Source organism: Bacillota bacterium (genome assembly GCA_013178305.1).
Classification (GTDB): Bacteria; Bacillota; Sulfobacillia; order JABLXB01; family JABLXB01; genus JABLXB01.
The window spans coordinates 83,311-105,113 of record JABLXB010000009.1 but is presented as its reverse complement, the minus strand read 5'-3'; the positions used below and the strand labels follow the sequence as shown (position 1 = coordinate 105,113).

Here is a 21,803-nt window from a genome sequence, read left to right as displayed (position 1 = left end):
AAAGACGATGCCGCTTCGTCTCATCCGGCCCAACGAGCATTACCGCACCCCCGGTGTCTCTCTTACAACCCCCATTTCGCCACCTTCCTTGTCCTTCCTGTGTCCAGCCGACTTTTTCAACAGTCCCTCTGGACCGGCGTTGACATCGCACGCGAAATAGAGCGGCTGTTCGGCAAAGCCGATGCCAGCCCGGATCTGAGAGAAGCCACGCAGGTTACGTGGACCATCATGGGAATAAAGACGTCTTTCATCGGCTATCCATTTCCTCTGCTGCACCCACTCAAAGACGCGGGAACCATTTTGCCGGAGTTGCGGGGCATAAGCCTCGCTGACCCTCGAGAGATAGCCGCAATGAAAGCCTATGCACTGGGCCGGCGCGCTACGGCCCGCGACTATGTGGACCTGTATTTCCTGCTCCAGTCCGGGATGGCAACGCTGGACAGCATTATCGATGACGCCACAATGAAGTTCATTATTGAAGGAGAGCGCGTGTTTTCTACCAAGCTGTTCCTGGAACAACTGTGTTACACCAAGGACCTTGAGGATGTCTACGCGGAGCTGCGCCTGGTTAGTCAGCCAGGCGTCACGCTTGACACCATCGAAGCGTTTCTCCGCCAGCAAGTGAAGGGTTTTCTTGAACAGCAGACGGGCGCGACAGCTCGATGAGCGACGCCGCGCCAGTGAACCCAACTTGCGCTTGAGTACCTTGAGGGGAGCCCTGATCATGAAGCTGCCCGATTCGTTTTCCCGTGTGTTCAAGAACTACATCTTCGAGACCATAGATGATGACAAGCATGCCGCCCTCGTCGTCAAGACCGTCCTCTCTCGCGGCAGCTGGGAGCAAATCATGTGGCTGTTCAGACGGTATGGAAGAGAAAAAGTCGGCGAGGTCTTCCTCGAAGACTACCACGGTCCCAGGACCTTGCCCGAGTCTACGCGCAGGCTGTGGGAGCTACTGTTCGTCGACGAAGCCGAGCGGCAGAGTGCCGGCGACAGATCCAGATGGCAGTGTCGCCGTCTTGCCTACTCTTCAGAAAGCCCCGCGACTCGGTCAGGGCATCGCAGCCCAGAAGCTTGCTAATGCTGCGGGGAGAGCGGGCGTTGGTATGAAGTAGGAATGCCCAGATACCTGAGGGTACCAGTAACATCAGCCGGGCCCTATACGCTAGCCTTACGAGGTACTCATCTTGGGCTGCTCCCGCAATCCTGACCCGGTGAGGGCCATGACCGCGGCAAGGGCCTCCTGACCTGGCAATTGGGCCACGGCGTTTCAGCCGTGGATACACAGCGAATCTGCATCGGTTACGGCGAGTTCCAGGGCCTGCAACTGAGCCACGGCGTTTCAGCCGTGGATACCTCCGCTAACCCTGGTGGCATCGGGCATGCTTGGGTCCTGCAACTGAGCCACGGCGTTTCAGCCGTGGATACGGACGCTCTGGAAATCGAGGTCCGCAGCACCAACAACCTGCAACTGAGCCACGGCGTTTCAGCCGTGGATACCCACGAGATCCACCAGGAATACCTGCTCAGGAAACTCCTGCAACTGAGCCACGGCGTTTCAGCCGTGGATACCCACGAGATCCACCAGGAATACCTGCTCAGGAAACTCCTGCAACTGAGCCACGGCGTTTCAGCCGTGGATACTGATTAAGGTCAACATTCCTGGCGGCGAAGCGAGTCCTGCAACTGAGCCACGGCGTTTCAGCCGTGGATACAGTTCTCCGTAAGCCTAGTAGGTATGGGTAGCCGGACCTGCAACTGAGCCACGGCGTTTCAGCCGTGGATACCCCACAATAGCCGCCGTCAGCGGAGCGACTGACACGACCTGCAACTGAGCCACGGCGTTTCAGCCGTGGATACCATCCACCTTGCCGCCGCGCTTCTGGCCCTTCTTGAACCTGCAACTGAGCCACGGCGTTTCAGCCGTGGATACCGTATGCCTTAGTGTACGCCACGACGAGGTACACCACCTGCAACTGAGCCACGGCGTTTCAGCCGTGGATACCCGAAGAGAACGGCCTCACCTTCTCCTCGGTTGAGTTTCCTGCAACTGAGCCACGGCGTTTCAGCCGTGGATACGATTCAAACCGATATAAATCGGTTCGCTAAACTTGCACCTGCAACTGAGCCACGGCGTTTCAGCCGTGGATACCCTGCCCCACGCAAGGGCCTGCGGCACAGACTCCATCCTGCAACTGAGCCACGGCGTTTCAGCCGTGGATACCGGTGAGGCACCTGGGGAAAGGGAAGAGGATATTCACCCTGCAACTGAGCCACGGCGTTTCAGCCGTGGATACTTTGGTTCGCGACAGTTTGATTTAGTGCTTTGTGCGCCTGCAACTGAGCCACGGCGTTTCAGCCGTGGATACGAGCTCTCTTCGCTTTTGCCAACCCGGCCATCTCCTCCCTGCAACTGAGCCACGGCGTTTCAGCCGTGGATACCGTTCAGGTGGCTAATATCGATCCTCCGGATACTGGGCCTGCAACTGAGCCACGGCGTTTCAGCCGTGGATACGGGCGGGGCACAGTTGCAAAATAAAGCGGCAATGCCGCAGCCTGCAACTGAGCCACGGCGTTTCAGCCGTGGATACTCTTGATGCGGTACCAGTGCGGGACATGCGGCAAAGCCTGCAACTGAGCCACGGCGTTTCAGCCGTGGATACTCACATTCCCTGAATAAGTGCGGAAACCGCCAGTTGTCCCTGCAACTGAGCCACGGCGTTTCAGCCGTGGATACAAGTGACAGACTGTCCCCTTGTCAATAGGCGTTCTGCCTGCAACTGAGCCACGGCGTTTCAGCCGTGGATACCAGGGCGTTGAACGCCATGGGGTCGGTCAGGAGCCGCCTGCAACTGAGCCACGGCGTTTCAGCCGTGGATACGTTCAAAATAGTGTTAATCATAATATTGATGTAATGCCTGCAACTGAGCCACGGCGTTTCAGCCGTGGATACGCAGGCGATCACCGGAACGACCATCAACACCTATGACCTGCAACTGAGCCACGGCGTTTCAGCCGTGGATACCTGCGAGGCGGCTCTCGCGGCGGCGCGGATCGGCTGCCCTGCAACTGAGCCACGGCGTTTCAGCCGTGGATACTGACTTCCAAGTATTAGCTACTCGTAAATATATGCTTCCTGCAACTGAGCCACGGCGTTTCAGCCGTGGATACCATTCGCAACAAACGGCAAATATCCCTTCTCCTTCATCCTGCAACTGAGCCACGGCGTTTCAGCCGTGGATACATGAGACTGAAAGGTGGGTTAGACTAAAAACTAATACCCTGCAACTGAGCCACGGCGTTTCAGCCGTGGATACTTCATCAATTGGAATACTTCTTGTCTCAGTATCTACCCTGCAACTGAGCCACGGCGTTTCAGCCGTGGATACTAATTCTCCCTCCTCCAAATAAATATCCCACTAGGCTGCCTGCAACTGAGCCACGGCGTTTCAGCCGTGGATACTTCGCAATCGGGTGACATTCAGAATTCCGCAGATCACCCTGCAACTGAGCCACGGCGTTTCAGCCGTGGATACCTCGATAAGTGAAAATGTATGGGTCAGTCGTGCTCTGCCTGCAACTGAGCCACGGCGTTTCAGCCGTGGATACAACAATACAGTCGACGAATCCCGTCTGTATGAGATTACCTGCAACTGAGCCACGGCGTTTCAGCCGTGGATACTCGATGATAGCCGCCTTGTCTTCCTCACTGGTTGCGCCTGCAACTGAGCCACGGCGTTTCAGCCGTGGATACACTGCGAGACGCCGTCCGCCGTCCTCCGCAAGCACACCCTGCAACTGAGCCACGGCGTTTCAGCCGTGGATACCCTGTTCGTCCAAAGCCGGGAGATGCGCGGCTACATCCCTGCAACTGAGCCACGGCGTTTCAGCCGTGGATACAAGCCGCGAAAGGAGAATAAGTGATGAGCGAGTACTACCTGCAACTGAGCCACGGCGTTTCAGCCGTGGATACAGGCCGAGGTCGGCCAGAGACTGAAGGGCGGTGAAGTCCTGCAACTGAGCCACGGCGTTTCAGCCGTGGATACCCGACTTCAACATGCGCAAGGCCCAGCGCCTTGAGCACCTGCAACTGAGCCACGGCGTTTCAGCCGTGGATACTCCTCTACCGGGGCCACCCAGTAATCTGCCAAACGACCTGCAACTGAGCCACGGCGTTTCAGCCGTGGATACATTTCATCAGCCTCATGGAGCACATGGCGACGGTCTACCTGCAACTGAGCCACGGCGTTTCAGCCGTGGATACATGCTGGTTTACGTGCTCAAGACGAGCGGCGAACGCGCCTGCAACTGAGCCACGGCGTTTCAGCCGTGGATACCGAGGTCTTCGGCGGCGGAGCGTCGCTCCTGTTTGCCCTGCAACTGAGCCACGGCGTTTCAGCCGTGGATACCGCGGCTTGGGGGAACGCGACCGTCGAGGCTTCGGACCTGCAACTGAGCCACGGCGTTTCAGCCGTGGATACCGCGGCTTGGGGGAACGCGACCGTCGAGGCTTCGGACCTGCAACTGAGCCACGGCGTTTCAGCCGTGGATACGTGGCCCCTCCCCAACGTCATGCTCGGGGTCTCGGTCCCTGCAACTGAGCCACGGCGTTTCAGCCGTGGATACTGGAGACCGCATGGGGCAGGGAGCAGCAGGGTATCACCCTGCAACTGAGCCACGGCGTTTCAGCCGTGGATACCGGCGGGCCATCGCCAGCGGGAGCGAAGGAGGGACCCCTGCAACTGAGCCACGGCGTTTCAGCCGTGGATACCCGATGGATATCGGGCGGTCAGAGTCAGCATCGGCAACCTGCAACTGAGCCACGGCGTTTCAGCCGTGGATACCGAGCGGCGAACGCGAAAAGCAGCTCACCAGTACGCTCCTGCAACTGAGCCACGGCGTTTCAGCCGTGGATACCATGCCGCCCAAAACCCTTAGAACCGGCGTCTCGCACACCTGCAACTGAGCCACGGCGTTTCAGCCGTGGATACGTATGGTTAGGACACAGAGCAAGGTCGCTGCTGCTCCCCTGCAACTGAGCCACGGCGTTTCAGCCGTGGATACCGTTGAACGCTGAAATAGCGGAAGGTGCAGCGGGAGCACCTGCAACTGAGCCACGGCGTTTCAGCCGTGGATACGGACTCCTGGGCGAAGTGCAAGCGCGTCATAGAAACCTGCAACTGAGCCACGGCGTTTCAGCCGTGGATACGGCCGCGACAGATGCCTACCCGGACCTGACGATAGGCCCTGCAACTGAGCCACGGCGTTTCAGCCGTGGATACCCATCTTCCTTGCAAACTTCGACGACACGCTGACTCCCCCTGCAACTGAGCCACGGCGTTTCAGCCGTGGATACACTGATACTCTTTTCCACGCTTGCGATACCGACGTACCCTGCAACTGAGCCACGGCGTTTCAGCCGTGGATACAACTTGCTTACGGTTGTAAGGGAATTGCGTGGTGAACCTGCAACTGAGCCACGGCGTTTCAGCCGTGGATACGCCACGCAGGGATAAGTTGGTTTCTGCGGCAACACCCCTGCAACTGAGCCACGGCGTTTCAGCCGTGGATACTTGGGAGGGGTCATTTTTGGGTGGCGACGGCGAGTAACCTGCAACTGAGCCACGGCGTTTCAGCCGTGGATACGGGCGCTGACAAAGCGCCTTCTTCATTTGGGGCTGCGCCCTGCAACTGAGCCACGGCGTTTCAGCCGTGGATACTCGGCGGCGCGCTGCTCATCGCTGCCCGCCGTCTCACCTGCAACTGAGCCACGGCGTTTCAGCCGTGGATACGATCCAGGCCGTTGTCGAGGCCCTGGAAGCCTATCTCACCTGCAACTGAGCCACGGCGTTTCAGCCGTGGATACCGTTCCCGAGCCTCGGGAGCCCGGCGAGCCGACTATGACCTGCAACTGAGCCACGGCGTTTCAGCCGTGGATACGGAGGAGAACACTCGTATTGCGTGTTTGATGGCGCTCCTGCAACTGAGCCACGGCGTTTCAGCCGTGGATACGTTATTCCCAACTGATGCAGAATAAGATTCGCCGTGCCCTGCAACTGAGCCACGGCGTTTCAGCCGTGGATACCGCTCGCCTCAGAAACTAGCGCAGCCTGCACCTTTGTAAGACGGGTGCGAGCGGTCGGTGTTACTCGAATGAATCGCCAAGGCCCTGCCAGAGCGAACGATGCATCAGGCCGTGCTACCAGCCGGTTCTTGGTGCGAGCGGGTCCTGAGATTGTCTCACCATGTAGCCGTTCGAACATGCTCCGCACCCACTGTACTCCACCAGCACTAGACAATGACGGCTGACCTGTCCGAACTGGGAAGCCGCTTCCCGAAGAAGTTAAGGCGTGTGTTGGAGTCTGATGGCCCAAGATCCACAATCATCAAGAGATCCTCCTTCTGGTTCATTATCTCAAGCACAGCTCCCTCGAGAAGGACCCTTTCCCGATCGTTAAGGTCGCACTTGAACACTGACAGCTGGAGTCTGTCGCCAAACCCGAGCATTTTCTTGTGCATCCTGCGCAGCCTCTTGGGGTCGCATATGTCGTAGCTAACGATGTACGAGTGGCGCATGTCTTACCTCGTGACGAATGGCACGTAGTCTTGAATCTCACCGACTACACGCCGGCTCAGCAATCTGGCCTGAACTTCCATTACTCTCCGATAGCTTACGGAATAGCCAAACACGGGATGCCTGACTTCGGTATTGAGCCGTCTCTCGTAGGCTGATATGACTTTTCTTCTCCCTATTGCCGTGAGAGCGGACGCGCCTCCCCGCTGGACAAAATCGTGCGGCCCCACCTCGCCTCCGTTAACCATCGTCAGCACCACGGAGTCACCCACCAGTGGCCGAAACTCCTCGGCCAGGTCTAGGGCCAAGGCAGGCTTGCCGTATCTGGGTCGATGCAGAAAACCCATCATCGGATCAAATCCGACAGATAGCAGTGTCAGGTATAGGTCTTTGACGAGGAGCCCATACGTGAAAGATAGCAGGGCGTTTACCGGGTCTGTCGAAGGCCTCCTGTTGCGGTTCTTGAAGTCGAAACCTGGCTGGAACTTGGGCTTGAGCATTGTGCCAAACCGCGAGAAGTAGGTCCTGGCCGCTGCTCCTTCGATGCCAAGCAGCGACTCGAGATTGCCTGCCCTGCGCGTCTGTAACGCCAGCCGGCTCAGCTCGGCCAGCGCTCCTTTGCCCGTGTCAGGTGAGTTCCGGCGCAGCATAGTCCGTGCATTCTTGATCTTCCCATACACGAACTCCGCGGATTGCCGCAGGCTTCGGGCCTCATCTGCGGCAAGCCCGAACTGCTCTCTGCGCAACTCCACGTTCTTATGGCTCATTCCCGAGAAGAGCCCCGCAAACCAGCCGCCATAGGTGAAGTAGCAGACAGGAATGCCGCGATCTCCAAGCTCCCTCAAGAGCTGGGTCGATATCTGTACATTCCCAAAAACGCTCACATGGGACAGGCTGAGAAGCCGTGCCTCTTGAACCACTGAACCGTCTTTCTTGACCTGTAAAACGTCGCCGTTCTTGGAGACCATTGCTCCTTGCTCCTGAACGTAGACGGGCTGGGAGTCCTTGAGGGCAGGCACGAGCCGGCGGGGTTCCTGGGGGATACTGCGGCCTTCGTTCGCCGCTATCATCAGATTGATCTCATCAGGAAGGCAGATCCCGGCCAGAGAACACCTTTCACACTTCGAGCTATGATTGAGAGGTGGAGGAATCTTCCCACTAGACGCCGTGGCCTTCAGGCCATCCAGAAGATTCAGCGTCGTGTTAACAAGTGACTCATCGAAATTAACCGTCACACGTGTCTTGCTACTGCTGTAGTACACAATTCCTTGGGTGCACTGGTAGCCATTGTCACGGAGTATCAAGGCCTGGGCGCACAACTGGACCCGATCGGGTTCCCACGCGTTGCCGGGGACATCCGGTACACGCCCCCGCTTATAGTCTACCGGAATGACCTCACTACCAGACGACTCCACCAGGTCCATGCGAGCAATGAGCCCCAGTCGTGCTGAGGAAAGCATGACTGACCGGGCATGAATCGAGCTGCCGTCCTCGCTCGACACCGCATCTCCCTCGCCTGGAAAGCCGCCAACCTCCTGGTCCACTCTCCTGTGGCGAAGGCTACCAGAAAGAGTGTCGGCACTCTCCTCGAACTCTCCCTGAACCCACTCGATGTATGCCAGCCTTGGACAATATGTATATTCATTCAGGATGCGGGCCGGAACCAGTGGGGCATCCTCAATCGAGGTCTCCCGCAACAAGTCGTGTCCCATCGTGCGGCTCCGTCTCCCTCCCCGCTTCTGGCCTGAAAAGGCCCAGCCCATAGTGTGCCGCGTAACCAAGAGCGATTGGTCCACGCGTGGGACGAGCGAACCGAATGCGAAACCCGCCTGCGGTGGCGACCGGGGGCGGCGCGCTTGAGCTCGACCGGGCGCACCGAAAATCCAGCCATGACAGGCGGCGTCCTCTCACTCTTAGATCTGGGACTCGCTCTATGCCGGTGATCTCCGGCAGGCCGGGTTCCGTGCCACGCCTGATCCCCCACTCTCTCAGGATCTGGGCTTCTGGACCGTCGGCCTGGTAACCGGCTTGATCCCGCTTCACTGCGCCGGACCTGTATCGCTTCGGATGTCTGGACAAGACAAAAGGCGTGGCGGACCGCCAAGTCTCTGACGGGCGGAAGAAGTCACCCAGTGACGAATCCTCGACGCTGCGGCTGAATCCGAGCAGGAGTACCCGTATTTCTGTGCCAGACTCCCTGGCGACGAGGGCGTTGATCCTGGCCAGCGCCTCACACTCTCTTTCCCCCAACCCTCCGGGAGCATACACCGTAAGGTGGTCCAAGCGCCCGTCCGAGTCGTCGTCAGTAGGAAGGTAATACGCATGCTTGTTACCCTTGAGAGGAGCCTTCTCCTCATCTCTACCGGTGAGCACCGGGGAGACCTGGCCCTCATTGATGCGGCCATACTGGGCCATGGCAGCCTTGCGGGCCAGTTCAGCGATTCTCACAGTCGCTGTCACGGGCGGAAGAGGGACCGAATCGAGCGCGTACCTCGCCAACAGCGGACTCCCTCGCACTTCCGGCCTCCTGACTGGTGTTGGGGCCAGCGACAATGCGCCGCGCCTTACAGCGTACAGTGCCCACTCGCTTCCAGGTGGGTCGATCTTAAGCCGCTCTCCACGCAGGTCGCCGGTGTCCACCATCAATTCCGCCAGGGTAACCCCGGGAGCAGGCACCAGCACCCTTACCGGTTCGCACTGCTCAGGGTTCGTTCTGCCATGGCTCATCCACAAGCAGTCCGGTTCTCCCTCATCAACCAGCCCGGCCTGGCACCACGACTCTCTTCGGCCGAAGTATGGCAAGTTCGCGAGGAGTCTCCCGAGAAGGTCCCGGTCTTCCACCGGAAGGTCTCCTTTCCATATGACCAGGACAGGCTCTTGCCGCGACAGCGCCACGTAAGCGTCGAGCACCATGGTCTTGCTACTGCGGGTCGCCCCGTACAAAGGCATGTAGTGCCTTGTATGGGCCAGCGTGGCGGGAGGCAGTCTGAAGTCCGGCGGGGAAGACAGGGCCGATATCAGCCGCTGCATCCGGTCTTCGCTGATCTCGGGCATAGTCATCTTCCACGACGCGATGAGTGCCCTCATCAGGCGCCACGGTGAAGGCGGCCATTCAGCGGCACCTTCGTTCACGTGATGCCCCCATGGGGTTGCGTGATACCCGCCGGCGGTAAAGCGGATGGAGATGACGGTCATTTCTCCTGCACCTCGTCATCCGTTTCACTCTTCATGCGGTCGGCCGCAAGCTTCTTCGCCTCCTGGGCGGACCAGGTCACCTTGGTCACCGGAGGGCTGACAAAGTCCGGCTGGCATGCTGCAATCAAGCCAGGCATTGCAGCAGACAGTTCCGCCACCTCTGGCAGGACGAAACCAGCGGGCATAGTCGCAGTAAGTCCTTTCGTGCTCTCACTCACCAGGTCGCAGGCCGTCCTGAGCCTCAGGTTACTCGCCAGGAGAGAGCGGATCTTCCAGAGAGCCAGAGCTACGATCAGTCTCTCGACGGCTTCCCCAAGACCATAGCCACGCAATGTGGCCAGGTCAAGACTGAAGTGAGCGCAGATGGACTTCGCCACGAACTCCGTGCGGTGGAAAGGCACGTTGCCGTACCCCGTCCTGGTGTCGCCAGAGGGGTTCACCCTATCATTCTTCACGCCGCCGCTCTCCACGGGCCGGACGTCCTCGGCCTCTATGAACGCCGAAAGGAGGCGCGTCAGCCGGTATCTGCCTCCCGCCAGCTTCTTGTTGGCAAGAAAGACCCCGTGGAGTATGCAGTTGGGGTCGTACTTGAACATAACCTTGGCCGCATGCTTCAGGTCCACAGCCTCGGGGTCTTCCCCCTTCTTTCCCTCCAATTCGGTCTTAAGTAGGGTGAGAAACTTCCCTCCCTCACTGTCCAGAAAGTACGGGGAGTTCACACGGTGGGCCTCCAGGATAGAACTGGTAATGAACCCGCCTGCAGGAGAAATCGCCGCTATGTAAGGCAATCCCTTCAACGGCGTAACCAAATCGTTGGTTACCTGGTCCCATGTCGTGGCCTCAAGGCGATTCGCCATTGACTGCGCGGATTCGACCAGAAGCATCTCTGTGCCGTCAGGTAGCGTGTAGGTCGCCGCACCCAGGTCGGGGAACCCGGTCGGCTGAAACCTCTGACCCTGGATCGGACGAAGATTCACGTCTACAAGCAGCCGCGGCTGGTTCTCAATGGCCCGCAGATCGAACATGGGTTTTCACTCACCTTTCGTTTGGTTTTGGTCCCTCGAGGGACAGATTGCGAGTCTAGCAAGCCCGCGGATATCAGTCACCGGGAATAGAAGCGCGGCGAGAAGGCGCTTCTTCTCGTCTGTGGGCAACATGAACTTGGGCGCCTGCATGTGCCCGGGTCTGCCGGAGGCCAGAGGCATGAAGCCGGATGCCCTCAGACGCCGAACCGCGATCTCCACCGCAGCATCCAGAGATCTTGGGTCACCCGCCTCAAGCCTGGAGACTATCGCGGGTTCCGGAGGAATCCTGGTGTTCCGACCCTCCTCCGGCGGTGCGGCAATCCCGGCCATCTCCTTTATGGCACTGGGCGGCAGCATCACCAACTTCAGCAGCGCATATACTCTCGGAACGGTATGCAGCCCGGCTTCACCCAGACGTGTCTTTCTAGAGAGACTGTCCAACGTAGGCGTGTCCATCTTGATGGCGGTCAGCGCCCACAAGAGGTCCCTGATCTTATCATCATCTACCTGCCCAGATAGGAAGAGGGCGACCTCCAAGGGCGAGACTCTGAAGGTCCCGTCGATCGCCAGGTAACCTATGCCGGCACGCGAGGAATCCATCAGCCTGCGATGCAGAATGCCGGACAGCCAGCGAACAAGGTCCCCGCATGCCGGGACAACAGTGCCGCTGTCGGGGGCCCACTTCCAGTGGCCTTTGTCCAACTCCACGGGTTCAAGGTTTGAGCGCAGGCGGCCAATCTTGTCGTCGGCAATGCAAGCCAGGCTCAAGGCCAGCCTGAACTCAATCGAATCACCGCACTCAAGAGCCCACTCAGGCCGAAGGCCGTCTAGCGGGCGTGCGTTGTCGTGGACCTTTCCGCCCATGGCAAGAACTCTTTCCGCGCACCCTACCGCCACCAGAACCCCGAGGAGGTCCCGGCCCCTGCCCGAAGCACAGTAGGCAAACATGGCATCCTCAATCTGCCGGACTGCCCGTCCGTAGACTGCGGGGGCCCTGGCATCTGACGAGACCCTCCGAAGGGAATCAAGCCAGGAGTCGAGGTCTCCAAGCAAGTGCACCGCCGGAAACTCGGACACGCGCATCCTGCCCAGCGGGACGCTGAGAAAAGCTTTGCCGCTACGCCGCAAGAAGCCGTACCTGACGAAGTCACGAATACCCCGATCCACGCCAAGACCTGCCACTGCTCTCGCGAAATCGGTACCGTTGTGCGCCCGCCGCCTCCCCACCTGCGCTCTGCCCTCGGCGAACAGGCGGCTTACTTCCCTGTAGGAGGCCGGCCTGTCCCATAGCGGCACCCATGTCTCCGCTCTGGCTTCGGAGGGCGACTGCGCCATGGAGCCCCAACCGGCGGCCGACGGGTCAACCGTGAACGGAAAAGCGGCCATACCGCGGGAAGAGGTGTTTAGCCTCCAGACTATGGAACCCGCAAACACCAGGCTGCCTTCCAATGTCAGCACGAAGTCCCATGGGTTGATCAGGGAGCCGCCCTCGAAGCCGCGGATGCTGTTCGGCCCACCGATTGCCCCGGGGTTGAACTGACCGACCGCCGTATTCATGAGAGGGACATCCGTACGGCCGAAGAGTGCCGCCTCAAGAAGTCTCAGTGAACGATCCCTGTCGAACGCAGGTCGCTTCTTTACTCTCTTGCCCGCGCGTTCGGGGTCGTGAACTGGCGGGTCCACAGGCAGTACCTGCACCAGGTTCTGCATGAAGTTGGCGGCGAATTCCATGTTCCCATCATTCGCTCCGGTTCCCAGTAGGGCCGGATACCGAGACCCGTCGTCGCTCAATAGGAAAGCTGCATCTATCCATTGAACCGCCGCATCTGGTAGAGATGAACGGCACCGACGCATGAGATCTTGCTTCTGTTGCCTGTCGAGTCTCCCGGACAGGCCCATCTCCGAGATCACGTTCCGGGCAGCAGATATCGTTGCACGATAGTCCGCTAGCCGTGGATTCGTGCTGTCACTCACCGCCTGGAGAATGGCCGTCGACGATTTTTTCTGCAGGAACCCCGATCCGCCGTTCCATGGCGCAATGATGGGAGTCGGCCTGTAGGTATCCATGAAGAATGACACCAGGTCTGCTTCGCCGAGAGAACTCGATAGATAGAACACTTCGTCCTTCCACATCGCTCGCACTGATGGATCTGCCTGTTCCGACACCAAACGCTGGATGCCCAGCGCCTTGAGATAGGCGGCGATCGGGACGGGAGTGCATCCTCTCAACGCAAGACCGATTTCACGTAGCATCGGCTCTGTCATCGTCATCACCCCCTTCCTTAGAGCTGGCAGCCCAGTCAGCCGCGACAAGCAGGCTCTCCAGGTAGGCAAGCCGGAAAGGCCCCAGGTCTGGCCTGGCAAGCAAGCCCGCTATCTCATCCACCCATGACGGGCGCCCTGAGGCGCCGATCCCAAGATCCATGCACTCCAGGTCCAGGGTGGTCGCAGGAGACAACACGCCGCCCAAGTCGGTCGCCGGCAGAGGGTCACCGTCCCATACTCCCAGCGCGTACCGCCTTCCGCTTGGAGGCAGCGCTTCCCCGGGCAAAGAGCGGATAGTCGTTCTGACCCTGCCGTGGTGCGAAGCTACCAGATACGCCACAAGCGGGTTCTTGAGGTTGGCCAAAACCGCGAGAGCGCTGGCAAGTTCATGCCGGAAGTGCGGACGGGAGTATCGAGTAGGCCTGCTCACCCCCGGACCCCCGTCCTTTGGCCGTTTTGCCCATGCGCTGGCCGATTTCTCTGACTTGTCAGGCTCAGGCAACGACCTCAGCAATGCCTCCTGGAAAACGCAGTGGGCTTTGCCGCGGTCGTGCCACCTCGCGGCAGTCTCCAGAGACTTGATCGCTTCCGGCGGCAAGATCCCCTCAAGACCACTAGTGATCCTAAGTGTAGCGTCGACTACATCATCGCTGTGCTCGCGGAGTAGGACCCATCTACCAGCGTAGTCGCGCCTCCGATCGTCATTCTTCTCAGGGCTCGCACGCCATCCCTCCGGCCGCACATCGTCTACCTTCTGCCGTGAGTCGGGACTCCAGCCAGTGGTCTTCTCGTAACCACCTTCCTCTGCGTTCACAAGATACTCCTGCCCTGGGTAGATGTCCCGGGGCCCGGCATCCACCCAGCGGCCGTCGACATGGTCCCAACGCCAGACAGGATGCTTGGCCCGGTATTTCTTGAGGTCGGCGACTCGGACCGGACAGAGTTCGCTCCTATGAGCCACGGGCTGGTCGTCAGGTGGTTTGATGCCTTCCCAATCCCTCCAGAACACCCTCACGTCCGGATCGTCTTGTCCTCTCACAAACCGGGATATGTCTATGTCACTGCCTGAAATATCGGGGGTAGTGTCGAAAAGCTCAGTGAAGTCGCGGTGCCTGAAGGCGTAGCGCGGCTCATACGGTATCCGGACTGTGGGGAGCACGGATGGACCTACAGATTTTCCCTCCAGTCCGTCGAGTATCTTTCGTGATTGGCTCAGCTCCTCGGGTGAATACGGTGCGGATGCGTCATCGGGGAGATCGACCCACAGGATGGTCGAGGAGGAATACTCGCCTTTGCGGTTCGCGCGCCCCCAGCGTTGCACCAGAGAGCTCCAGGGAGCGAGTTCGGTCACAAGGGTTCTTGCGGACAGATCCATGCCAGCCTCAATTACCTGGGTCGACACGACCACGCGCCCCGGCCCTTTTGGATCGACCGGCTCTTTCATCCTGGCCTCCAGCGGTCCCCTGTCCGCAGGTCGGAATTTGGAGTGAATCAGGAGGATCTCCGGCTTCGCCTTTGACGAAACCAACTGCCTGAATACTGCCGTAGCCCGGTCCACGGTGTTCACCACAACCAGAGTGAGGCTTCCTTCCACATGGTGCTTCAGAATGGCCGCAGCCATCTCAGCAGCACAACGCGAAGATTCCGCCTTGCTCCGTGGAACGGCTTGGACGGGTGCTTTCTCGATAATCTTGTGTGCATTCAGCCTTTCGGCTAGAGATCCCGTCTTGTCTTCTTCTCCCAACCGAAGAACGGCTTGCGTGGACGGTGCTTCCCGGTTGAGCGTGCCGAGCCACCCGGGCTCTGCCGTGGCCGACATCCACAGACTCCGTACCCCGCCGAATGTACCGAATTCGCGCCGGAAAGCGTCCATTTGGGCCGAGGTGTAGAGTCCAGAACCCATTAGCTGGACTTCGTCAAGGACCCAAAGGCAGTCGTTGTTCAGAAGCCCAAATAGGGCAGGCCACCGGAACCTTCTCGCCCCGTAACCGCGGTTCAAGGCACGGGACAGCAGCATGTCCTGGGTGCCAATCAAGATCGCTTCGCGCTCCGGATAGCGCATCCAGCTGTCATCCGCGTCACCGCCCATGACCACATGTAGCGCGACCCCGTCCTCATTCTTGCCGTCCGCCAGAACCTCAAGATTGGCCAGGTACTCGCGGGCTGCATCGGCCGTCTGCGTTACCAGGACCCGCGCCGGTAGGCAGTACACGAGCCGCCTTGGAGTCTGGCGTCTGCGTTCCAGATCCGGATCCCAGCGCCTTCGCCAGAGCCAAGCCAAGATCACCGCTCCGGTTTTCCCTGCCCCAGTTGGAACCAACAACACCTCCGGTAACACCGGATCCAGGGCAAGTCTGCGCTGGTATGGATACGGCTCGTGCCCGGTTGCCCTCAGGAAGACATGATCATAGCTGTCAACGATGTGATTCATCTCCCTTCGCTATGGGTTGGTCTCCAGCCGTAGGAGGATTTGGTGGAAGTGGGGCAACACGTGCTCCGAAATCGTGGTATGGCTTCCCGAAATCCCCACCGCCCAGCGCCTCATTCGCGTCCTTCGAAGCAGTCTGCACGATCTTCACTAACCCGTTTGAAAGACCTTCACCCCAATATACAGCCTCTCATTCGGCTCATACTGGTCTCCCAGCAGTACAGCGACGTGAGCCGAATGAGAGGCTCCCTTCTTGAGACGCTGCACCATCTGATGGGCAATCGTTTGCGCTCCCGTAGAAGTCTTGGACCTTGCCCGCAGCATCGCCGAGAACGCCGCCCCAGAAAAAGCCGGTGTTCCCGCCAAAAGGCTCTCCGAACGATCCGTGCTGCTCCTCGGCGGCCGCGTTCAGGAGTCTCTCGGAGGGAACGACTGCATGCATCAGTCCGACTTCGTCTACTCCCCAGCGGGCAACCGTTCCCAGCACCCGCACGGCGGCAGAAAGCGCCCCCTTCCGCAGGAGATAGACGCCACCCAGAATCTCCTTTAGCAAGTCCTTCACGGAGCCCTCCCCCGTTCCGCTCGTATCCTGTCGAGTGACTCAGCATCATCCTACCTCAGTCACTCCGTCACAGGATGTGGGAAACAGGCGTTCGGAGCTCCATACTCACACAACTCTTCGTGGGCGTGTTCACCCGAGTCTCATCCCTGATAACGTGCCAGCCCTCCGGCGAATTCGCTGATGACCCACTCCCGCAGCTCTTGCGGCTCCACCACCCTTGAGTGGCTGCCGAAGCTCGTGACCCACCGCTTGAGCTCCCCCAACCCACCGATCGTCAGGGTCATCCTCAGTGAGCCGTCCGGAAGGTCTACCATCTGCTGGCTCCGATGCCACCGCCTACCCCGGATGTACCTCGCTTGCTCGGGGTCGAATTCGATCACTACTTTCCTGGGCTCCCCTCGCTCTATCACCCAGCTGTTGGCGAGGTACTCATCCATCGAGAAATCCGACGGGAATTCGAACGTGTCTGCGGTCAACGAAAGGTGAAGCATCCTGTCCAGGGCGAAGGTACGAACAGTCTCACGTTCGTGGCAGTAACCTATACAGTACCATGCGCCGTCAGCAAAACGCAGGTGGTATGGGTCCACCCTTCGCCATGTGGCGACTCCTCGGCTGGCCGTGAAGTAATCCATCTCCACCGTGCGACGCTGCTCCACCGCCGAAACCAGGGTCTGGTAGCGTTCCGCTACTTCGACCTCCTCCCCACGCAGCGGCTCGACGTGAAAGGATACGGCGTCCACCATGCGTTCCAGGTTGATCTCTACTTCGTGGGGGAGCAGCATCCTGACCTTCGCCATCGCCTGGCGCACGAACTCCTCAAACGGGGTGCCCCTACACTGCATCAGTATCTTCTGGCCGAGGAATAGCGCGATGGCCTCGCCTTCCTTCAGACGCATCACAGGGAGGGAAAACGGTTCGGTGTAATAGTAGCCGCGACGCTTGGGGTCATATTCGATGGGAGCGGAGAAGAGGTCCCTCAGACGCTCGATGTCCCGCTCCATGGTCCGGCGGTGCACTTCTAACCGCTCGGACAGCGAGGAGCAGTTGGGGTAGGCACCCTGAGAGATCAGCCGGTGGATTTCGCACAGCCGCCAGAATCCGACGATGTTCACGCCGACACCAGATGAACGCACTCCGGCATGGTCCCCCCCACTGTGTAAGACTGGAGCAGCACCTCACAGCAAAACACCCATGTCTTTTTCGGCTTACGCAACCGCCTCTTGCTCTACACCGGCCGGCTATCGGGTTAGGCTTTCGACAAACTTCATCCAGTTCCTCCTACAATTGCCAGGTTAACGGCTTCGACTACTGCAACGAAATCGTTGTCCCCGCACACCAGAACCGCCACATCGTGATGACCACGGAAAGCCTGTGTCAGCTTGATGCACTGCCAACCGAACGTCGACACCTTCTTCACGCCTGGTTTCTCTTATAACGTGCAGACGCCCAGCAGCATACTGCAGGACAGGCCATCGCCGGAGACGAATCATGCCGGAAACGACACACAACGCGTGGTGGGATTCTAGTCTAAACGCGCCCCCCGAAACGTCGAACCCTTGTATTCGGGAAGCACCATGTCATCAAGCACGGTGCTCAAGAAACGGTATTTGGTTGCACGCAGGTGCTGAATCATACATTGCGCACGTCTCCGCAGATTCAGACTCGCCAATAGGCTATTCTCCCACCGGCTCGCCTCCTCTGTGGAGGCAAAGTCCCCTCCTGCGGAGCTGCTGGGCTACTGACTTCAGCCTGTTCGCCGTGATTATTCGGAGGCGAACTCCCTGAACACCACGTTGGCAAGGAAAAGGCCACGACGGGTCAGCCTGACCGCTCCGCCGTCCCGGCAAAGGAGGCCCAGCGCTTCGAGCTTCCCTATGACCCCGGGAAACACGTCGTCGAGGTCGCATCTGAACCGGCTGCGAAACCCCTCGAGCGACAGACCGGCGGTGAGTCTCAGGCCCATGATGACGGTCTCGACCATTTGCGTCCGGGATGACAGGCGCTCAACCGAGACCACAGGCGGGAGACCGGATTCAACGGCATCGCAGTACTCCTCCGGCCCGGCGAGGTTCTGCCTCCGGACCCCGGACAGGTGTGAGCAAGCGCCGGCTCCCAGCCCGACATAGTCGCCGTTCAGCCAGTAGATCAGGTTGTGGCGTGACTCGAAACCAGGCTTGGAGTAATTCGATATCTCATAGCGCGCGTAGCCCGCCCTGGCCAGTCTGTCCAGGGCCGCCTCCCACATCTCCACGACCTCGTCCTCGGCCGGCAGCACTTCGGAGCCCTCCGAAACCATCCCGTAGAGAGGTGTGCCCTCCTCGACCTCCAGCGGGTAAATGGATACGTGCTCAGGCCCCAAGTCCACGGCCCGCCGAAGGCTCTCTTCCCACTCGCGGATCCATTGCCCGGGGATCCCAAACATGAGGTCCAGGTTCAAGTTAGCAAAACCTGCCGAGCGGGCAGCCTGGACGACGGCGTCCACGTCCGCCGCGGTGTGGACGCGGCCCAGCCTGCCCAACAGGTTATCCTGGAACGCCTGGGCCCCCACGCTCAACCTGTTGACGCCCGCGTCGCGCAGCGTGCGCAAACCAGGCAGATCCACCGTCGCGGGGTTGCACTCCACGGTGACCTCCGAGCCGTCTGGCAGGTTGAACGCCTCCGTGCAGGCAGACACGACCCGCGCCAGGCGGCTCGCGCCGATGCAGGTGGGTGTGCCGCCGCCGAAGTACAGGGTGGCAGGCCGCGGACCCGCGTCGCCCTCGACCAGCGCCGCAACGCTTTCGACCTCGAGAAGCAGGGCGCGCGTGTAGCGGTCGACGAGTGGGTCAACGGCGGGTTCGGCGACGGGGTAGGAGTTGAACGCGCAGTACTGGCACTTGCGGACGCAGAAGGGGATGTGTACGTACACGCCGAGCGGGGCAGCAGCGGCCCGCCCATCTCCACCGGCGGTCGCGGCGTTCACCGCGGCGGCGACCCCGGCGCAGGCCCCGGCCACTGGAGGCCTCTCCCTCACTCCTCGTCCCGGCCCACGTCGAGCACCGCCATGAAGGCCTCCTGCGGTATCTCGACGCTCCCCACCTGCTTCATCCGCTTCTTGCCTTCCTTCTGCTTCTCGAGGAGTTTGCGCTTGCGCGTGACGTCCCCGCCATAGCACTTGGCCAGGACGTCCTTCCGAACGGCCTTCACGGTTTCCCGCGCGATGATCTTGGAGCCTATGGCCGCCTGGAGTGGCACCTCGAACAGGTGACGGGGGATCAGCCGCCTGAGCTTTTCGACCAGCGCCCGGCCCCTGTGGTACGCCTGGCTGCTGTGCACGATCGAGGACAGTGCGTCAACCGGTTCGCCGTTCACGAGGATGTCGAGCTTCATCAGGTCGCCCTCGCGGTAACCGGAGAGTTCGTAGTCCAGCGAGGCGTAACCCCTGGTCCTGGACTTGAGCTGGTCGAAAAAGTCGTACATTATCTCCGCCAGTGGGAGTTCGTACGTGAGAATGACGCGGTTCTCGGCGACGTACTCCATGTTGACGAATGCGCCGCGGCGTTCGACCGCCAGGTCCATGATGGCGCCGATGTGCCCCGCCGGACTGACGATCGTTGCGCGCACGAAGGGCTCCTCGATAGCCGCGATCTCGCCCGCCGGAGGGAGTTTTGCGGGATTGTCCACCTCGAGCACGCCGGAGTTCGTCTTCAGCACCCTGTAGACCACGCTCGGAGCGGTAGTCACCATCGTCATGTCATATTCGCGCTCGAGTCTCTCCTGGATTATCTCCATGTGCAGGAGTCCGAGGAACCCGCACCGGAACCCGAAGCCCAGCGCGACCGATGTCTCGGGCTCGAACGAAAGCGCCGCGTCGTTGAGCTGCAGTTTTTCCAGCGCTTCGCGGAGCTTCTGGTAATCGCCGCTCTCCACCGGATACATCCCGCAGAATACCATCGGCTTCATCTTCTTGTAGCCGGGCAGCGCCTGTCTGGCAGGCCTGTCCGCCTCGGTGATGGTATCCCCCACGCGGCTGTCTTTGACGTTACGGACGCTCGCCGCCACGAACCCGACCTCTCCGGCGGAGAGTCCTCTCACCGGCTGCATCTTGGGGAAGAAGACACCGATCTCCTGGACCTCGAATATTTTCCCTGATGACATCATGCTTATCTTCATCCGCGGGCGGAGCATCCCGTCGACCACCCTCACGTATGCGATGACGCCCTTGTAAGTGTCGAAGTGTGAATCGAATATCAATGCGCGGAGCGGCCCGCCCACGTCGCCGCCGGGCGGCGGGATGTGCTTCACGATGGATTCCAGTACCTCAGGCACACCCGTGCCGTCCTTGGCCGATATCAGCACCGCGTTGGCCGGGTCAAAGCCGAGCACGTCACGTATCTCGCGCTTGATCCTCTCGGGCTCGGCGCTGGGAAGGTCGATCTTGTTGATGACCGGCACGATGGCGAGGTTGTGCTCGAGGGCGAGGTAGAGATTCGCCAGGGTCTGCGCCTCTATTCCCTGGGTGGCGTCGATCACCAGGAGCGCGCCCTCGCACGCGGCCAGGCTGCGCGATACCTCGTAGCTGAAGTCGACGTGGCCGGGTGTGTCAATGAGGTTGAGCTCGTAGACCCTGCCGTCAGAGGCGGCATACGAAAGCCTCACGGCCTGCGCCTTTATGGTGATGCCCCGCTCGCGCTCGAGGTCCATCTGGTCGAGCACCTGGTCCTCCATCTCCCTTTCGGGGATGGCCCCGGTGAGCTCGAGGATCCGGTCGGCCAGCGTGGACTTGCCGTGGTCTATGTGCGCTATTATGCAGAAGTTGCGGATGAGGTCCTGCTCCGTGAAGCCCACCACCCTCGCCGTTCTGAGCAATTATAGCACCGGGTATGGTGGGCTTCAAGGAAGGGGCGTCCGCGTGTGAAACGACGTTCGCGGTGTGGCGTCCGCAGTGTGGCGTCCGCGGAAGTCGCCTACCGGAGCAAAAGGTACGCCAGCGCGAGCACGCCGAGCTGCGTGAGCCCTCCCCACGGCAACGGGGCGTTCGCGTGGGGCAGCAATCCGCTGTGGGTAGGGAAAACGAGGCCTTCGCTGTCAATTACCCCAAAGTGAGAGAGCGCCACCTCGAAATCGGGCACGATGGCGCCGAGCACCGCCCATGTCCTACCCCAGGCGGGACCGTCACCTGCCGTCGCGGCGAGAACGACCGCCCCCAGGAGGAAGTCGACTATCCCTGCGGCGCTGGACTTGTAATCGTGGTGGGGGATCATGTCGAGGACCGCGTGACTCGCGCCCCCCGCAGCCAGACCGGCCAGCGGGGCGGTGATGTACGACCCCGCGACCGCCCCCACCGCGGCGTGCGTCACCCAGTACATGTCATCACCCGCGAGTTTCCTGTATATAGATTTTATTCCATCCCCGGCGAAATGGGGTATCCCGCGCGGGTGACCCCCAGCTTGAGCTTCAACCGCCCAGCGGCTTCGAGAAGGCGGGAAACGCCTATGTAGTGCTCGTGACCGGCGAGTACGAACCTGTACCGGGCAACCCCGGCCGGTGTGAGTCGAATGAAACCGGGAACAGGGTGCGGGTATACGAGTTCCTGGATACCAATCTCGGCTACGTTTATCAGCAGAACGACCATTACGATGGCCGGCAGCGCCACCCCGAGCGCCCGCCGGAGATCTACCCGGCCGGGGCCCGGCCTCGCAAGGTGCCGTGGTGGAGTGCGGCGGCGGAGCGTCCGCCTCATGCCTGCCCGCGTACGCCGTATCATGCGCTCAC

General features: G+C 60.3%; 15 protein-coding genes and 1 CRISPR repeat array. Of the genes, 2 read left to right on the top strand and 13 right to left on the bottom strand.

From position 1 onward, the window contains the following. Both HPY55_15785 and HPY55_15780 read left to right on the top strand, forming a co-directional pair. A partial coding sequence (locus HPY55_15785) for a hypothetical protein (protein NPV72067.1) occupies positions 1 to 666 on the top strand: 666 nt, incomplete at its 5' end. Between the two features lie 58 nt (positions 667 to 724). Beyond that, positions 725 to 1,081, top strand: a complete 357-nt coding sequence (locus HPY55_15780; GenBank protein NPV72066.1) for a hypothetical protein — start codon at positions 725 to 727, stop codon at positions 1,079 to 1,081. 167 nt (positions 1,082 to 1,248) lie between these two features. Continuing rightward, positions 1,249 to 6,085: a CRISPR direct-repeat array (repeat unit 36 nt; unit sequence CCTGCAACTGAGCCACGGCGTTTCAGCCGTGGATAC). Positions 6,086 to 6,291: 206 nt separating this feature from the next. Here HPY55_15780 and cas2 read toward each other — a convergent pair. From cas2 to HPY55_15715, 13 genes are all read right to left on the bottom strand, one after another. After that, a complete protein-coding gene (cas2, locus tag HPY55_15775) occupies positions 6,292 to 6,576 on the bottom strand; it encodes a CRISPR-associated endonuclease Cas2 (GenBank protein NPV72065.1) in 285 nt (94 codons plus the stop codon). Positions 6,577 to 6,579: 3 nt separating this feature from the next. Continuing rightward, the gene (gene cas1 / locus HPY55_15770) at positions 6,580 to 8,286 is read right to left on the bottom strand and encodes a CRISPR-associated endonuclease Cas1 (GenBank protein NPV72064.1); all 1,707 of its coding nucleotides are present in this window, start codon (positions 8,284 to 8,286) and stop codon (positions 6,580 to 6,582) included. Further along, on the bottom strand, positions 8,252 to 9,769 hold the full coding sequence (gene cas5u6u / locus HPY55_15765) for a type I-U CRISPR-associated protein Cas5/Cas6 (protein NPV72063.1): 1,518 nt from the start codon (positions 9,767 to 9,769) through the stop codon (positions 8,252 to 8,254). Before cas5u6u ends, cas1 begins: the two co-directional genes overlap by 35 nt. Further along, a complete protein-coding gene (gene cas7u / locus HPY55_15760) occupies positions 9,766 to 10,794 on the bottom strand; it encodes a type I-U CRISPR-associated protein Cas7 (GenBank protein NPV72062.1) in 1,029 nt (342 codons plus the stop codon). Before cas7u ends, cas5u6u begins: the two co-directional genes overlap by 4 nt. A gap of 6 nt (positions 10,795 to 10,800) precedes the next feature. Beyond that, complete coding sequence (gene csx17, locus HPY55_15755) at positions 10,801 to 13,059, bottom strand: type I-U CRISPR-associated protein Csx17 (GenBank protein ID NPV72061.1); 2,259 nt, start codon at positions 13,057 to 13,059, stop codon at positions 10,801 to 10,803. Then, positions 13,037 to 15,379: a CRISPR-associated helicase Cas3' gene (gene cas3, locus HPY55_15750; GenBank protein NPV72060.1), complete on the bottom strand. Its 2,343-nt coding sequence runs from the start codon at positions 15,377 to 15,379 to the stop codon at positions 13,037 to 13,039. Before cas3 ends, csx17 begins: the two co-directional genes overlap by 23 nt. 307 nt (positions 15,380 to 15,686) lie before the next feature. Further along, positions 15,687 to 16,049 (bottom strand): hypothetical protein, encoded by a 363-nt coding sequence (locus HPY55_15745; protein NPV72059.1) that lies wholly within the window; start codon positions 16,047 to 16,049, stop codon positions 15,687 to 15,689. 140 nt (positions 16,050 to 16,189) lie between these two features. Beyond that, positions 16,190 to 17,182, bottom strand: coding sequence for a WYL domain-containing transcriptional regulator (locus tag HPY55_15740; protein ID NPV72058.1), 993 nt, complete (start codon positions 17,180 to 17,182; stop codon positions 16,190 to 16,192). Between the two features lie 131 nt (positions 17,183 to 17,313). Then, positions 17,314 to 17,466: a hypothetical protein gene (locus HPY55_15735; GenBank protein NPV72057.1), complete on the bottom strand. Its 153-nt coding sequence runs from the start codon at positions 17,464 to 17,466 to the stop codon at positions 17,314 to 17,316. Between the two features lie 345 nt (positions 17,467 to 17,811). Beyond that, positions 17,812 to 19,011, bottom strand: a complete 1,200-nt coding sequence (hemW, locus tag HPY55_15730; GenBank protein NPV72056.1) for a radical SAM family heme chaperone HemW — start codon at positions 19,009 to 19,011, stop codon at positions 17,812 to 17,814. A 47-nt stretch (positions 19,012 to 19,058) separates the two neighbouring features. Continuing rightward, a complete protein-coding gene (gene lepA / locus HPY55_15725; GenBank protein NPV72055.1) occupies positions 19,059 to 20,876 on the bottom strand; it encodes an elongation factor 4 in 1,818 nt (605 codons plus the stop codon). Between the two features lie 119 nt (positions 20,877 to 20,995). Then, on the bottom strand, positions 20,996 to 21,397 hold the full coding sequence (locus HPY55_15720; GenBank protein ID NPV72054.1) for a hypothetical protein: 402 nt from the start codon (positions 21,395 to 21,397) through the stop codon (positions 20,996 to 20,998). A gap of 32 nt (positions 21,398 to 21,429) precedes the next feature. Beyond that, positions 21,430 to 21,795, bottom strand: a complete 366-nt coding sequence (locus HPY55_15715; protein NPV72053.1) for a hypothetical protein — start codon at positions 21,793 to 21,795, stop codon at positions 21,430 to 21,432. Between the last annotated feature and the right edge of the window lie 8 nt (positions 21,796 to 21,803).